Origin of the sequence: Bacillus sp. RK1064 (assembly GCF_051488405.1) — a bacterium.
Classification (GTDB): Bacteria; Bacillota; Bacilli; order Bacillales; family Bacillaceae; genus Bacillus.
This window is the reverse complement of sequence record NZ_JBPSCZ010000001.1, coordinates 2,418,369-2,433,791: the sequence shown is the minus strand read 5'-3', so window position 1 is coordinate 2,433,791 and position 15,423 is coordinate 2,418,369. Positions and strand designations below refer to the sequence as shown.

Below are 15,423 nucleotides of genomic sequence, written 5' to 3'. Positions count from 1 at the left end.
GTGGGATATATTTTGTTATTTTCGGTTGTGATCGGTCTTGTCTTGACCCTTTTGCTCACACCGCTCAGATTGATCGTTAGAAAGAAAGGAACAGAACAGCAGGTTCCGCTTATGTGGATTGCAGGCCTTGCTTTGCTGTTCATGGTCGGTATTTTTGTTTTCTATTACATCTCCAATTTAGATCGCAACCCTTCATCCCTATGGTTGATTGGACTTGTTGTGACAGCAGCAGGTGCCTTTTTGTCAGTTGGATTGGAGCGTAAGATCAAAGGCGTGCTGTTTCTTATTCTATTACTGCTCGGTGTTTATATGGCGACAGCTTTTCTATTCAATGCGAATGAGAAATTTGATGTCTCTAAAATGGAACAAAAAGTGGAAATCAAAGCGTTTGATGAGACGGAAACACCTGCAAGTGTACCGCCTCAATTCGCTCGGAACAAAATGAAGAAATCGTTTGGACAGGTTCCGAACACAAGCTACTATGAGCTTGGCAGCCTGCAAATCCAGAAGGTCAACGGTGAGTATGTGTACATCGCCCCAGTGGAATTCTCGGACTTCTTTAAATGGATTCGTTCGGGCAGTACGCCGGGTTACTTTACACTAAGTGCGACCGACTCATCTGCTAATCCAAAGTTTGTAAAAACAGAGATGGTTTATACGCCTTCCTCTTATTTCAACAAAGAAATTGAGCGGCATATCCGGCTTCAGTACCCTGATTTGATTTTCTACGGCGACACCCAGCTGGAAATCAATGATGATGGTAAGCCTTATTACATTCGCACGTATGGCGATTTTATCTCTGCCCGAAACGGCTTTAAAGCTTCCGGCGTAGTCGTTGTTGATGCCAAAACAGGCGCAACGAAGAAATATGCTCTAGATCAAGTACCTGCTTTTATTGATGGTGCTGTTTCACCAGAATCGGTCAGTCTGCAAAACAGTTATTTCGGAAACTATATTCACGGGTTCTGGAACAGTATGTTTGGAAAATCAGATGTGAAGCTGCCTTCAGATGAAGGAACAGAAGCCAATGTAAGTCCAGTGTTTGATTCAAAAGGAGATATGTATTACTTCACAGATTTCACAAGTCCGAAAGAGGGCGTTGATTCGATGCTTGGGTATGCCCTGACAAATGCCCGGACAGGAAAAGCGACTTACTATACCGGTAATCTTGAAGAGTCCTACATGGATTCTCAAGGTGCTCTGCAAATTATTGAAAAACGATTCATCGAGAAGAAATGGAAAGGGCGCATGCCCATTCTCTATAATTTCTATGGAGAAGCCAGCTGGCTCACACCGGTTCTCGATTCAAATGGATTCCTGCAAAACTACTTTATCGTTTCTGCAGCCAATCCTGAAATCGCTGCGTACGCTTCAACACCAAACGAAGCATTGAGAGCCTATAAGACAGCTCTTCAAAAAGGCGGCGGCACCGTCAACAGTTCATCTAAGCAGGAAAAGAAAGAAGCTACAGGAAAAGTCAAACGAGTCTATAAAGAAAAGACCGGTGATTATACAACCGTCACCTTCCTGCTAGACGATGGGAAAAGCTACACCATGTCATCTGAAAAAGAACCTCTTGTCATTTATTTAAAAGAAGGCGATCAGGTCACCATGAAATACACAGATACAGGTGAAATCTTCCTTCCAGTTGATGAAATCAAAATCAAAGGATTATAAAAAAAGACGTTTCTCCTACTGAGGAGAAGCGTCTTTTCTCTCTTTCCTTAACAATTCAACGAGCAATTCTTTATTTTTATTTCCCCCTGTCATTGGTGACTCGACATAGGAGAATTTTCGTTTGAAATCCATTCCTCTCACAGAAATGACAGCCAATTCACCGCCAATGCTGCCTCGCTGGAGGACATATTTAGATAAAACGGAAAGCCCCATTCCGTGGATCACAGCTTCTTTAATCGCTTGATTGCTGCTAAATGTCACAAAGGTCCGTGCTTTCAGTCCATTTGATTTCAGGACGTGCTGTAAGTATTCTCCGGTACCTGATCCCTCTTCTCTTGTGATCCATGTTTCGTTTTGCAATTGATCAATCGTGACATCCTTTTTCTTAGCAAAGGGGTGATCTAATGGCGCCACGATATAGAGCTCGTCTTCTAGAAAAGTTTCGACAGTTAGTTCTTTGTCATTGGTCTGTCCTTCGATCAAACCGATGTCGACATGGAATAAGCGGACATGTCTGGCGATCGCCTCTGTGTTATCAATGACCACCTCAATATCAACATGCGGATAGAGCTGATGAAACTCTGCCAATATTTGCGGCAGCACGTACTCTCCAATGGTGAAACTCGCCCCGATTGTCAGCTTCCCTCTTGCCAGATGATGATGCTCATAAATATCCTGCTTCGCCTGTTCATATAAACGAATGATTTGTTTTGATCGATGGTACAGCATATCCCCAGTTGGTGTAACCGTTAATTGCTTTGGCGAACGATTCAGCAGAACGGTCTGGAATTCCTGCTCCAAGTTCTTAATATGAAGACTGACACTCGGCTGAGAAATCCGCAGCTTTTGGGCTGCTTTTGTAAAGTTTTTCTCTTCCACAACTGTCACAAATGTCTTCAGTGCATCGTAATACATCGGTCCCTCTCCTATCAGAAATCTTAATCCAAAACCTTTCATATATATATCTTACTAATTCCTTCCCAGTGCGTAAAGAAGCGCTTAACTGAAAACAATTTAATAAAAATATTTACTAATTTTTTTAAAGACTCTATACTAGGAGGAGATATTTTCTATAGGAGGTGCTGATTTGGCAGCTAAAATAAAGGACATTGCTGAAAAAGCTGGATTATCCATTGCGACTGTATCTCGTGTACTAAACCAAGATCCCAACCTATCTGTCACGGATCAAACACGCGAAAAAGTATACGCCGCCGCAGAAGCTTTGTCCTATCAAAAGAAAACATTCAAACATTCATTAAAAAAAATCGCCTTTCTCTATTGGATGACCGAAAAGGAAGAGCTTGAAGATATTTATTTTAAATCCATTCGACTGGGCATTGAGGAACTGACCAATACTCGGAGTTTAAATGTCACCGCTTACAATCCATCTGATGGGCTTCATTCCATTGATCCTTCTACAGAAGGGATCATCGCCATCGGCCGATTTAAAACGTCAGAGCTTGATCAATTATATGCAATCACCCAGCATATCGTTTTTATTGATACGTCACCGGATGAAGACCGTTTTGATTCTGTAAAGCCAAACCTGAAACGAATTGTTGAAAAGATCATCGATTCTTTTATTGAAAAAGAGCACACATCTATTGGATTCATTGGCGGCACAGACCTTGATCTGAATACGAATGTACATATTCCAGATATTCGCGAAACGACTTTCCGTGAATATCTGATGGCTCACAATGTCCTTGATGAGCGATTGGTCTATGTCGGTCACCATTTCTCAGTAGATGAAGGCTATTCGCTGATGATGAAGGCAATTGATGAGCTTGGTGATGACCTGCCCACCGCTTTTTGTGTCGCTAGTGATCCTCTTGCCATCGGCTGCTTACAAGCATTAAACGAGCGCGGATTTTCTCTGCCGAACCGCGTGAGCGTCTTTAGTATCAACGATATTCATGTGTCTCAATATGTGTCACCACCGCTCACCACGTATCATATCCACACGTCTTTACTTTGTGAAACAGCTGTCGATTTACTGTTAGAAAGACTTGTGGACGGCAGAACATTACCTAAAACTGTTCTGATTGCTTCAGAACCTGTCTTTCGAAAAAGTACGATATAAACAACTAGAAGCCCCGTCCAATGTGGAGGGCTTCTTTTCTCTCTATATGAGTAAAAAATTTTACTTAATAAATTTAATGAAATATGTTTACTTTTTTTACTTAAGTTGATATTCTCACATTAAGAAAGCGTTTTCTTATTATCTGTAAAAATAGAACGAGAGGGGATTACCAATGAAAAAGGGAAAATGGGCGACATTATTAGCAGTCGTTGGTACTGCTGTGCTTCTGCTTTCAGCTTGCGGACCGGGAGATGACAATTCAAGCGGTACACAGCCGGCATCTACAGGTACAAAGACCTTGCTAGTGTGGGAGGATGTCAAAAAGTCTGATGGGCTTCAAGACGCTGTAAAAGAATTCGAAAAACAAAATGATGTGAAAATCAAAGTGGTCGAAAAAGCTTATGCCGACCAAGTTGAAGCTCTCCGTCTAGATGGTGCAGCCGGGACAGGTCCAGACGTCATCACGATGCCTCACGATCAAATTGGATCAGCTGTCACTGAGGGGCTATTACAGGAAATCAAGCCAGATCAAAAAGTGATTGACTCCTTCACAGACGAATCCATTCAATCACAAACGGTAAACGGCAAGCTGTATGGCCTTCCTAAATCCGTTGAAACGACGGTGCTTTTCTATAACAAAGATCTTGTCAAAAAGGCACCAACGACACTTGATGGCTGGTATGATCTTTCGAAAAAGCTGACAAAAGACGGGAAATACGGTTTTGTTGCGAAATGGGATGAAATTTACTATGCACAAAGTGTGTTAGGCGGATCAGGGGGCTATATTTTCAAGCAGAAAAGCGACGGCTCTTATGATGTCAATGATATTGGTCTGAACAACGATGGCGCCATCCAAGGCGGAGAATACATTCAAAAATTCTTTAGCGAAGGGCTTTTCCCGAAAGGCATCATTGGTGAACAAGGAATCAATGTCCTCAACTCCTTATTCACAGAGAAAAAGGCGGCAGCTGTCATTTCTGGTCCATGGTCATTTGGTCCATATAAAGAGGCGGGTATTGACTATGGCGTGGCCGAGCTGCCAACACTCCCTAACGGAAAACATATGAGCTCATTCTTAGGTGTAAAGAGCTACAACGTCTCCTCTTATTCTAAAAATAAAGAACTTGCTGAGAAATTTGTTGAGTTTATCACGAACGAAAAAAATTCGAAGAAGCGCTTTGAATTGACAGAGGAAATTCCACCAGTGAAAAAACTGATGAAAGATCCAATCATTACGGAAAACGCTAATGCGGATGCTGTTTCAAAACAAACGAAATATGCCACGCTGACACCGAACAATCCTGAAATGGCAGAGGTATGGAAGCCGATTGACAGCGCATTAGGGCTGATTGCAACTGGGCGTACAGATGTGAAAAAGGCATTTGATGATGCGGTCAATCAAATCGACTCTCAAATTAAAGCAAATCACTCCAAATAACCATCAAATGCGGGTAGTCTATCAAGCTGCCCGTAGTTGATCTAATTTCATATGAAGTAGGTGTTAGACTTGACGGGTAACCTTGAACTAGACCGCACACACACAGTGGAATCAAAGACACACCGGAGACGGGCGCTAATGTTCTCCTTTATACCCGGGATGGGGCAGATATACAACAAACAATACGGCAAAGGGGCACTCTTTTTCCTGTTTGGCGTCTCTTTTTTGATTGTATTTTATGATTTATTCAATATTGGCTTCTGGGGGCTGTTCACACTTGGGACGATGCTGCCTCGTGACAACTCTGTTTTTCTTTTAGCAAAGGGGATTATTGCGCTGTTAACAGCTGGTTTTGGTATCGGCTTTTATGTACTCATGATGCGTGATGCTTTTATGAATGGAAAGAAACGGGATCAAGGGGTTCCGCTTCATTCCATCCGTGCTCAATATCATCAGCTCATCGATCAAGGCTTCCCTTACTTAATGAGCACTCCTGCTTTCTTTTTACTTCTATTTTCTGTTGTCTTTCCTATTATGTTCAGCTTTGCGCTAGCCTTTACGAACTACGATTTATACCACTCGCCTCCTGCCAACCTGATCGACTGGGTAGGAATCAAGAACTTTCAAAATATCTTTTCCATTGATATTTGGAGAGACACCTTCATTGATGTACTTGGCTGGACCGTCGTATGGACTTTGGCTGCGTCGACCCTTCAATGTGCCATCGGCATCTTTTTAGCGGTTCTGCTCAATCAGAAGGATTTAAAGGGAAAACGGTTTTTTAGAACCATTTTGATTCTCCCTTGGGCTGTTCCGGGCTTTGTGACCATTTTGGTGTTTGCTGGACTGTTCAATGATACCTTTGGTGCCATTAACAATACACTTTTTGCATCGATAGGGATTGATCCAAAACCATGGCTGACAGATCCATTTTGGAGCAAAATTGCCCTCATTGCGATGCAGACTTGGCTTGGATTTCCTTTTGTTTTCATTATGACAACAGGCGTTTTGCAGGCGATTCCCGAGGATTTATATGAGGCTGCGACCATCGATGGAGCCAATTTTTTTCAGAAATTCCGGTCCATCACGTTACCGCTTGTTCTCTATTCCATTGCACCCATCCTTATCACACAATATACGTTTAACTTTAACAACTTTAATATTATCTACTTATTTAATGGCGGGGGACCGCCTGTTGCGGGGTCAACCGCTGGAGGAACGGACATCTTGGTTTCTTGGATTTATAAACTTACGATGCAGTCTTCTCAATATGCGCTCGCTGCGGCTGTCACGATTTTACTTTCAATCTTTGTCATCGCCATTGCACTCTGGCAGTTTAAGAGAACGAATTCATTCAAAGAGGAGGACATGATGTGATATGGGATCAAAACAAAACAAGCTCATTCGCCTGAGCATTACTTATTTTATCCTTTTCATTGCCTCCATTTGTATTCTATATCCACTGCTTTGGACAATCGGTGCTTCCTTTAATCCTGGAAACAGCCTCATGAGTACAAGTATGTTTCCGATGAATCCAACGTTCAGCCACTTTACCGAGCTCTTCTTCGGTCAGGGGGCACTTTATGCAAAATGGTATTGGAATTCAATGAAGATCAGTATTGCGACTATGCTCTTAACGTTAATTCTTGTCAGTTTTACAGGCTATGCCTTTTCCAGATTCCGTTTCAAAGGACGGAAAAATGGGCTGATGCTCTTTTTGCTGCTGCAAATGATTCCGCAATTTTCAGCGCTGATTGCGATTTTTGTTTTGGCTCAAATGCTTGGACTGATTAACAGCCACCTTGCACTGATTTTGATTTATGCAGGCGGGCAAATTCCGATGAATACGTATTTAATGAAAGGCTATCTTGATGCGATTCCGAAGGATCTCGATGAATCAGCCAGAATGGACGGCGCAGGGCATTTCCGGATTTTCATCCAAATTATTATGCCGCTTGCTAAGCCGATTTTGGCGGTTGTCGCCATCAACTCTTTTACAGGACCACTGGGTGATTTCATCATCTCCAGTGTCATTGTCCGCTCACCCGAAATGTATACGCTCCCGATCGGTCTGTACAATCTTGTGTCAGACAAAATGGGGGCCAGCTACACGACCTTTGCAGCCGGGGCTTTACTCATTGCGATTCCAGTCGCTTTATTGTTTCTTGTTTTACAAAAACAATTTGTATCCGGCCTCACACAAGGCGGGACAAAAGGATAAGGGGAGATTTGATGAAAAAGTGGATGCTCGTCACGGTTGCCGTTTTCTTTTTTATGGGGTTAGGTATTTTGCCTGAAGCAAAAGCCGATACGATTTCTGTTCAGCCGATCAATGGACTGCAAGGTGATTTCATCAAAGGAGCCGATATCTCTATGCTTGCAGAAGTAGAGAGAAGCGGCGGCAGATACTTCGACCAGAACGGAAAACAGGTGGACCCGCTCAAGCTATTAAAGGAAAAAGGCGTCAACTATGTGCGCATTAGACTGTGGAACCATCCATACGACAACCAAGGCCGTGCCTATAACGGCGGGACAAATGATTTAAACACAGCCATCGCTCTATCGAAACGTGCAAAAGCACAAAATATGAAAGTGCTGCTTGATTTTCACTACAGTGATTTCTGGACTGATCCTGGTAAACAGTTCAAACCGAAAGCTTGGGCATCTCTTTCACAAAGCGATTTAGAAAAAGCGGTCGGCACTTACACAGGGGATGTACTCAAAGCGATGAGAGCACAAAATGCCCTTCCGAACATGGTTCAGGTTGGGAATGAACTGAACTCAGGCATGCTGTGGCCAAATGGAAAGAGCTGGGGTGAAGGCGGCGGGGAATTTGACCGGCTCGCCGCTTTGCTAAAGGCTGGCACAAATGCTGTCCGCTCTGTCGATTCTAACATCAAAATCATGCTTCACCTTGCACACGGAGGGGACAATGGTGCGTCCCGCTGGTGGTTTGATGAAATCACAAAACGAGGCATCTCATTCGATACGATCGGTCTATCTTATTACCCGTATTGGGACGGTGGATTTAATGGTCTGACGTCTAATATGAATGATATTAGTGCCCGCTATCACAAAGACGTGATTGTTGTGGAAACCGCCTATGGGTTTACGACAGCAAATGGCGACAACCTAGAGAATTCATTTAATCAAGACTCTGTCAAAACAGCCGGCTACCCGGCTTCACCTCAAGGTCAGGCATCTTTTATACGAGATCTATCAGAGAAAATTTCACAAGTAAAAAACAATTGCGGAAAAGGGTTCTTTTATTGGGAGCCGCTTTGGATTCCAGCGAAAGGCGCTCCGTGGTCTAGTCAATACGGGCTGGCTTATATCCAAACAACCGGTACAGTCGGAAATGCTTGGGAAAATCAAGCGATGTTTGATTTCAACGGAAAAGCACTGCCTTCTCTTGATGTATTTAAACAAATGACACCGTAATTAAAAGGATAGGACGTGACAAAATGGGAAAGCGTTACCCACTCGTTCACCCAAATGTGAAAGGCTTTTTGCATGGTGGCGATTATAATCCAGATCAATGGCTCCATATGCCGGAGATCATTGACGAAGATTTTCGATTAATGAAGCTTGCACACTGTCAAACATTCTCCATCAACATTTTCGCATGGAGTAAGCTAGAGCCAAAAGAAGGGCAGTATGATTTTGCATGGCTGGATGACATCATGGACCGCTTGGCAGCTCAGGGGGCTCACGCCATTCTCGCAACGCCAAGCGGGGCAAGACCTGCTTGGCTGTCACAAGCATATCCAGAGGTATTGCGCGTCGAAGCGAACCGTCAGCGTAATTTACATGGACTGCGCCATAATCATTGCTTCACCTCTCCGGTTTATCGAGAAAAAACGAATACACTCAACCGGCTGCTGGCTGAACGCTACAAGGATCATCCAGCACTGATTATGTGGCACATTTCGAATGAGTACGGCGGCGAATGTCATTGTGATCTTTGCCAGGAAGCATTTCGGGACTATTTGAAAGACAAATACAATCATGACCTTGAAGTTTTGAATCAAGCATGGTGGACGGGTTTTTGGAGCCACACGTATAGTGACTGGTCACAAATCGAATCACCTGCACCGCACGGGGAGCACATGATTCACGGGATGAACCTAGACTGGAAACGCTTTGTCACAGCGCAAACGATCAATTTTTATCAAAATGAAATTGAACCGCTGCGGGAATTGACGCCTCATATCCCAGTGACCACCAACTTTATGGGCGACTACCCGCATATGCGCCCATTCCTTGGGCTGGATTATCATCAATTTGCAAAAGAGGTCGACGTGATTTCATGGGATAGCTATCCAGCATGGCATAGCGGCAGGGAAACAACCTCCGAATTAGCGTCAAACGTCGCCTTCGTTCACGATTTATATCGTTCATTAAAGGACGGTCAGCCATTTCTCGTTATGGAGAGTACACCGAGCCTTGTGAACTGGCATGAAGTGAATAAGGTCAAACACAAAGGAATGGCACACCTTTCTGCCATACAGGCGATTGCCCACGGATCAGACTCCGTGCTTTACTTCCAGTGGCGCCAAGGCCGAGGTGCCTCCGAGAAATTCCATGGCGCCGTAGTCGATCATTCCGGGCACGAACATACGCGCGTGTTTCAAGAAGTCGCTGATCTAGGGAAACAATTGGAGCAGCTGCAGCCCATTGCGGGCACGTCCGTACAACCAGAAGTCGCCATCATATACGATTGGGAAAACCACTGGGCCATTGATGATGCACAAGGCTTAAATAATACAAACAAACGCTATGTAGAGGCTTGTCAAACTCACTATCGAAGCTTTTGGAAAAAAGGCATCCCTGTTGACATTGTCGGCATGGAAAAGGATTTCTCATCCTATCGTGTGCTGGTTGCTCCAATGCTCTACATGATCAAACCAGGCGTCGCAGAAAAAATCGAAGCCTTTGTCAAAAAGGGCGGTATTTTTATCGCGACATATTGGAGCGGCATGGTCGACGAAAATGACCTATGTTTCCTCGGTGGTTTCCCCGGCCCTCTCCGTCATGTACTTGGCATATGGGCTGAGGAAATCAACACATTGATGCCAGATGAACATGTGTTAATAACCACAGGGAATGGACGCACCTACCATGTCGGGCAATATTGCGAATCCATTCATCCTGAAACGGCCTCTGTGTTAGGGCATTTTGAGAATGGCTGCTACGAAGGACAGCCAGCCCTTACTGTCCATCCTTTTGGAGATGGAAAAGCATACTATATGGCTTCCGAAAATGAGCAGATTTTTTATGATGAGTTCTACGAGGATCTCATCGCAGGAATGGGTATACAGCCCGTCCTATCATCTGTGATTCCAGAGGGAGTTAGTGTACAAAAACGAACAGATGGCACGCAAGACTATGTATTTATGATGAATTTTACAGAAGAGCAGCAGAACATATCACTAGATTCAGCGGAAAGCTATGAAAATATGCTGTCTGAAGAGCAGGTGCCAGACCAGCTTCAGCTTGACCCTTACGAGTACGTCATCTTGAAAAAATAATTTGAAAGAAGCGTTCATTCATTGGACGCTTCTTTTATTTTAACGATTCCAAATACCTATATAAATATATTTGCTTGTAGAAATGCCCTTGAATCGTTATATTTTATCTAAATTTTTTGACATGTTTGATACCGCGCCGTGAATGGATTCACCATCCTTTTTTACCATTGTATAGGTATGAAAGCGGTTGCCTAATACTCATATTTTTGATACCCTTTTTTTCAATGCAGATATGGGACTGCATTGTCATAAAAAGAGCAAGAAAATGTAAACGGTTTATTGTAGGGGGAGGGACTTATGTTAACGTTTGTTGGATTATTGATTATTTTAACGATTGTTGTATTGCTGATTTGGGGGAAAGCAAGTCCAATTGTTGCCATGGTCATGGTGCCTTTAATCGGGGCATTCATCGCAGGATTTGGAATCAATGACATTCAATCTTTCTTTGAAGAGGGGATTATCAAAGTACTGCCAGTGGCGACCATGTTCATCTTCGCCATTTTATTTTTTGGTATTTTACAAGATACAGGGTTCTTTGAACCTGTAATAAAAACACTGATTAAACTGACAAAGGGAAATGTTGTCACGGTTGCGATGGGAACAGCTCTAATAGGAGTCATCGCTCATTTAGACGGAGCAGGAGCGACTACATTTTTATTAACTGTACCTGCACTGCTTCCACTTTATAAAAAATTACATATGAGTCCGTACTTATTGCTGTTATTGATCGGGACAAGTGCCGGCTTAACGAATATGGTGCCGTGGGCTGGCCCCACAGGACGGGCAGCGAGTGTCCTTAATATGGACCCATCTGAACTTTGGGTGCCGCTCATTCCCATTCAGCTCATTGGGGTCGTTCTCGTATTAGGAATGGCATTTATTTTAGGAAAAAGAGAAGAAAAACGCATTCGGGTCAAAATCGCCGCAAATGAAATCGCTGCTGTTCAATTAGAAGGCGCAGATTGGGACCGGGCTATTCAATCCATTAGCGAGACAGGTGATGCCGCTTTAAAACGTTATCACTTGATTTGGGTGAATTTCATTCTGTTTGTAGCCGTTGTTGTCCTTCTTGTGCTCAACGTGATTCCGGCTAGTTATATGTTTATGATTGGTCTTTCTCTCGCACTATTAATTAACTATCCGAAAGTGGATGTACAAATGGAGAGAATCAAGGCGCATGCACCTAGTGCACTCATGATGGCTGCCGTTATTTTCTCCGCAGGTTCATTTTTAGGAATTCTCGAAGGAACGGGCATGCTAAAAGCTATTGCTGTGGACAGCATTCAGATTCTACCTGCTTTCCTGCTTCCATTTTTACATATCATTGTTGGGATGTTTGGGGTACCGCTGGATATGCTGACAAGCACAGACGCCTATTATTATGCTCTACTTCCAATTGTCGAATCGATTACATCTGAGGTTGGCGTGTCGGGCACTTCCGCTGCGTATGCCATGATGATTGGAAACATCATCGGAACCTTTGTCAGTCCACTCGCTCCAGCCGTTTGGCTTGCGATAGGTCTTGCGGGAGTCGATATGGGGAAACATATCCGCTACTCCTTCTTTTGGATGTGGGGATTCAGTATTATCCTTCTGTTCGTGGCGATGCTGATCGGTATCATTTAAAAAAGAAAGACATGCGTACAACGACGCATGTCTTTTTCTTTGTATTTATGAAGGATATTCACTCGTGTGAATGTCTGTTTTCGGCTTTCTAATAAGAGACATCAATCCAATGATAAACAATAGAACCATTGGAGCAAATGCAAGGCCGACTGTTCCAATCAAAAGAGTCACAGCAGACACCAAGAAAAGAATACCTGAAAGCACGGCACGGCGGTCTGTTTTCAAGAAAATCACACCGACAATCGATAGCACAGCCGCAATTGCGGAAACGACCATGAACTGAGTACCAAATGCATTAACCGAAGCCTGAAGCGTTTCAATCGGCAATGTTTCTCCTTCCTCTTGTAACACTTCATTGATTTGATCATAAAATGATGGACCTAAGGAGAGAATTAATGCTCCAAATCCAACACCAATGGCATTGAGGACAATACTAATAATCCCCATAATTTTTTCACCTTTCCGTCTAATCATGTGTAAACCTCCTAAAAAGTTAAATTAACTGCCTGTTTTCACTTCTCGCTTTTGGAAGACAATTAAGGCAATCGCCAAGAAAATAGCCCAATAGATGACTAGGACTGTTAATGAGAATCCTAGAGACATACCTTCGATAAGAGTAACCTCTTCCATAAAATATTGAGATGGATCATTTGCAAATAACAAATATTTTGCCCAATCAAAGAAGAGCATTAAAATACCTGTAATTGATCCACCCACAATATAAGCTAACACACTAATAGCGATGGAGATAGCTTCACTTCTAAATACTGTAGAAATGGCGAACGAAAGTGTTCCCAGTACGACAAACATTGCACAATGAGCAAGATAATAAAAGACCATATTTGCAAACTGCGAACGTTCAATCACTTCACCATTTTGATAGACCAAATTCACATAATCAGTGTTGAGGCCGAAGAAAATGGCACCCAATATAAATGACAAGATAAACAGTACCACAACAAGTAAAAGAGCATATAGCTGCACCGTAATATATTTAGATATTAGGATCTTTAGCCTTGATGGTGGGCGAATCAATAATAATTTAATTGTACCATGCTTGTATTCAGCCGAGACAATGGTGGAAGCAATAATGATCACAAACACACCTACAAGCTGAAGTAAATTGGCGTTTGTTTTCACATAATCCCATACACTGTCACTAAACTGATTAGCTGGCGGTAAGTTATGCTTGATTCGATAATCATTAATAGCGATCTCTTTTTCAAGGCTTCTTTTAAAGAAACCATTTTCTGTTTCTTTGAGTTCCTTCTTGTTCTCAGTATTCATCATTTCTAGTTGGTCTTTCCAAGCTCCGGATGATTGATCTTCGTCATTTGTTTTAAGTGCAAAGATCAGTGTAGCAATCATACCTAAAACAAGAAGTCCAACCATAATCCAAGTTCCAACACGATAACTGATCTTCATCCACTCGTTTTGAATGAGGCGAATCATACGTCTGCCTCCTTTTTACCTGTTAAGCTTAAGAACTTATCTTCTAAGGTTTGTTTTTCTATTTTGATTTCGTACAAATGAATGGACGCGTCACTCAAATGACGAATCAATTCCGGCATTTTCTCTTCTGGCAAGGAGAAGAATAAATACTGCTCCTCTTCTCTTACAGTCGTGCCTTCCTCAAATACACCAATGAGCTTCTGCGCTTCTTCCAGCTCACCGGATGCGACCTTCATTCGATAATTGACCAGTTCGTCTTGATTCGTCTCTGTACGCTGATCCTCAATCGCAATCAGCTTTCCTTTTTGGATAATCGCAAAACGATCACACATCAATTCCATTTCTGACATGAGGTGACTTGAAACAATAACAGCCAGCCCTTCTTCCTTTGCCAGCCTTCTCAAGTAATCTCGTATCATGCGAATTCCCTCTGGATCAAGTCCATTGGTCGGCTCATCTAATATCAGCAGTTTCGGTCTATGTATAAGAGCCTGCGCAATGCCTAAACGCTGCTTCATTCCTAATGAAAACGTACGGACACGCTTATGTTTCACGTGCTGTAAGCTGACCAGCTCTAGCAGCTCATCAATTCGCCCTTCATCCACTTTCCCATTCATTCTGGCAAAGTGAACAAGATTTTGTCTGGCTGTTAAGTGATTATACATTTCTGGGTTTTCAATAATGGCACCAACATCTTGGATGGCATGTTGATATGAGGATTGAATACTATGACCATTAATCAGAATGTCGCCAGATGTAATTGGAGAAAGACCGACCATCATGCGAATGGTTGTTGTTTTCCCTGCGCCGTTTGGTCCTAAGAAGCCAAAGACTTCGCCCGCTTGGACAGAAAAGCTCAAGTCTTGAACGATCTTTTTCCCGTGAATATGCCTAGATACATTATGCAGTTCTAAAACGTTCGTCACGTTACCTCTCCTTCTTTGTCTAAGTATCATCTATCATCTATTTCCTGATAAACACCATGATCCGTTAAAAATAGAAGAACACTTCCATATGGTACAGCAATGCCCAAAAGTTGTGAAGGGGATTAGGCAAAATTTAGCGAATCATCTGCCTTTTTTAAGGTAGGGTTAAGAAAACAGCAATTTTTTATGTGAAAAGAGGCTTGATTTTTTTAAAAAATGAACCTTTTTCAACAGGTATATATGTATGGAATTCTGTTTAAGATTATTCCTTTCACCTATAAATAAAGAAATAAAAAGAGGCCTCTTACTGACAGCCTCCTTTCGTTATTATACTTTTTTCACAAACTCTGATTTTAACTTCATTGCGCCAAAGCTAGGAATTTTACAATCAATGTTATGATCGCCTTCCACTAAACGAATGCCTTTGACCTTCGTCCCTATTTTTAAAACGGAAGAAGAACCTTTTACTTTTAAATCTTTAATGACAGAGACCGTGTCCCCGTCACTTAACAGATTTCCATTTGCATCTTTGACAACAAGCTGCTCCTCTGCCGCTTCTTCTTGTTCTAGCGACCATTCATGCGCACATTCAGGACAAACCAGCAGACTGCCATCCTCATAAGTATACGTTGAACTGCATGTAGGACAATTCGGTAGATTAGACATTTGTGTTTCCTCCAACTTTCTATT

Annotated in this window: 13 protein-coding genes; 8 read left to right on the top strand and 5 right to left on the bottom strand. The window is 42.6% G+C overall.

Going from position 1 to position 15,423, the window contains the following annotated elements; genetic code table 11:
* Positions 1-1,677 (top strand): hypothetical protein, encoded by a 1,677-nt coding sequence (locus ACSSTM_RS12440; protein ID WP_187704250.1) that lies wholly within the window; start codon positions 1-3, stop codon positions 1,675-1,677.
* Positions 1,678-1,692: 15 nt separating this feature from the next.
* On the opposite strand, the gene ACSSTM_RS12435 is transcribed toward ACSSTM_RS12440, so the two are convergent.
* Positions 1,693-2,592 carry a LysR family transcriptional regulator gene (locus ACSSTM_RS12435; RefSeq protein WP_034660520.1) on the bottom strand — a complete coding sequence of 300 codons (900 nt, stop codon included), beginning with the start codon at positions 2,590-2,592 and terminating at the stop codon, positions 1,693-1,695.
* A 172-nt stretch (positions 2,593-2,764) separates the two neighbouring features.
* On the opposite strand from ACSSTM_RS12435, the gene ACSSTM_RS12430 reads away from it, so the two are divergent.
* The 7 genes from ACSSTM_RS12430 to ACSSTM_RS12400 all read left to right on the top strand — a co-directional run bounded on the left by ACSSTM_RS12430 (position 2,765) and on the right by ACSSTM_RS12400 (position 12,355).
* Positions 2,765-3,760: a LacI family DNA-binding transcriptional regulator gene (locus ACSSTM_RS12430; RefSeq protein WP_187704251.1), complete on the top strand. Its 996-nt coding sequence runs from the start codon at positions 2,765-2,767 to the stop codon at positions 3,758-3,760.
* Between the two features lie 172 nt (positions 3,761-3,932).
* Positions 3,933-5,198 carry an extracellular solute-binding protein gene (locus ACSSTM_RS12425; protein WP_187704252.1) on the top strand — a complete coding sequence of 422 codons (1,266 nt, stop codon included), beginning with the start codon at positions 3,933-3,935 and terminating at the stop codon, positions 5,196-5,198.
* A gap of 138 nt (positions 5,199-5,336) precedes the next feature.
* Positions 5,337-6,575 (top strand): carbohydrate ABC transporter permease, encoded by a 1,239-nt coding sequence (locus ACSSTM_RS12420; protein ID WP_066031516.1) that lies wholly within the window; start codon positions 5,337-5,339, stop codon positions 6,573-6,575.
* Between the two features lies 1 nt (position 6,576).
* The gene (locus tag ACSSTM_RS12415; protein ID WP_034660525.1) at positions 6,577-7,419 is read left to right on the top strand and encodes a sugar ABC transporter permease; all 843 of its coding nucleotides are present in this window, start codon (positions 6,577-6,579) and stop codon (positions 7,417-7,419) included.
* Between the two features lie 11 nt (positions 7,420-7,430).
* Positions 7,431-8,639, top strand: coding sequence for a glycoside hydrolase family 53 protein (locus ACSSTM_RS12410; RefSeq protein WP_342689320.1), 1,209 nt, complete (start codon positions 7,431-7,433; stop codon positions 8,637-8,639).
* Between the two features lie 23 nt (positions 8,640-8,662).
* Complete coding sequence (locus ACSSTM_RS12405) at positions 8,663-10,729, top strand: beta-galactosidase (RefSeq protein WP_034660527.1); 2,067 nt, start codon at positions 8,663-8,665, stop codon at positions 10,727-10,729.
* A gap of 297 nt (positions 10,730-11,026) precedes the next feature.
* Positions 11,027-12,355 (top strand): CitMHS family transporter, encoded by a 1,329-nt coding sequence (locus ACSSTM_RS12400; protein ID WP_034660528.1) that lies wholly within the window; start codon positions 11,027-11,029, stop codon positions 12,353-12,355.
* Between the two features lie 45 nt (positions 12,356-12,400).
* Here ACSSTM_RS12400 and ACSSTM_RS12395 read toward each other — a convergent pair whose 3' ends face one another.
* The 4 genes from ACSSTM_RS12395 to ACSSTM_RS12380 all read right to left on the bottom strand — a co-directional run bounded on the left by ACSSTM_RS12395 (position 12,401) and on the right by ACSSTM_RS12380 (position 15,399).
* Complete coding sequence (locus tag ACSSTM_RS12395; RefSeq protein WP_034660529.1) at positions 12,401-12,829, bottom strand: DUF4064 domain-containing protein; 429 nt, start codon at positions 12,827-12,829, stop codon at positions 12,401-12,403.
* Positions 12,830-12,853: 24 nt separating this feature from the next.
* Positions 12,854-13,807 (bottom strand): ABC transporter permease, encoded by a 954-nt coding sequence (locus tag ACSSTM_RS12390; protein ID WP_034660531.1) that lies wholly within the window; start codon positions 13,805-13,807, stop codon positions 12,854-12,856.
* Positions 13,804-14,733 (bottom strand): ABC transporter ATP-binding protein, encoded by a 930-nt coding sequence (locus tag ACSSTM_RS12385; RefSeq protein WP_034660532.1) that lies wholly within the window; start codon positions 14,731-14,733, stop codon positions 13,804-13,806. Before ACSSTM_RS12385 ends, ACSSTM_RS12390 begins: the two co-directional genes overlap by 4 nt.
* Positions 14,734-15,060: 327 nt before the next feature.
* The gene (locus ACSSTM_RS12380; protein WP_034660533.1) at positions 15,061-15,399 is read right to left on the bottom strand and encodes a zinc ribbon domain-containing protein YjdM; all 339 of its coding nucleotides are present in this window, start codon (positions 15,397-15,399) and stop codon (positions 15,061-15,063) included.
* Positions 15,400-15,423 lie beyond the last annotated feature (24 nt).

Excerpts from the sequence above, each read along its gene's own strand:
- ACSSTM_RS12410 (WP_342689320.1), top strand. The coding sequence starts at position 7,431 with ATGAAAAAGTGGATGCTCGTCACGGTTGCCGTTTTCTTTTTTATGGGG.
- ACSSTM_RS12435 (WP_034660520.1), bottom strand. The coding sequence starts at position 2,592 with ATGTATTACGATGCACTGAAGACATTTGTGACAGTTGTGGAAGAGAAA.
- ACSSTM_RS12425 (WP_187704252.1), top strand. The coding sequence starts at position 3,933 with ATGAAAAAGGGAAAATGGGCGACATTATTAGCAGTCGTTGGTACTGCT.
- ACSSTM_RS12395 (WP_034660529.1), bottom strand. The coding sequence starts at position 12,829 with ATGATTAGACGGAAAGGTGAAAAAATTATGGGGATTATTAGTATTGTC.
- ACSSTM_RS12400 (WP_034660528.1), top strand. The coding sequence starts at position 11,027 with ATGTTAACGTTTGTTGGATTATTGATTATTTTAACGATTGTTGTATTG.
- ACSSTM_RS12390 (WP_034660531.1), bottom strand. The coding sequence starts at position 13,807 with ATGATTCGCCTCATTCAAAACGAGTGGATGAAGATCAGTTATCGTGTT.
- ACSSTM_RS12380 (WP_034660533.1), bottom strand. The coding sequence starts at position 15,399 with ATGTCTAATCTACCGAATTGTCCTACATGCAGTTCAACGTATACTTAT.
- ACSSTM_RS12420 (WP_066031516.1), top strand. The coding sequence starts at position 5,337 with ATGTTCTCCTTTATACCCGGGATGGGGCAGATATACAACAAACAATAC.
- ACSSTM_RS12405 (WP_034660527.1), top strand. The coding sequence starts at position 8,663 with ATGGGAAAGCGTTACCCACTCGTTCACCCAAATGTGAAAGGCTTTTTG.
- ACSSTM_RS12415 (WP_034660525.1), top strand. The coding sequence starts at position 6,577 with ATGGGATCAAAACAAAACAAGCTCATTCGCCTGAGCATTACTTATTTT.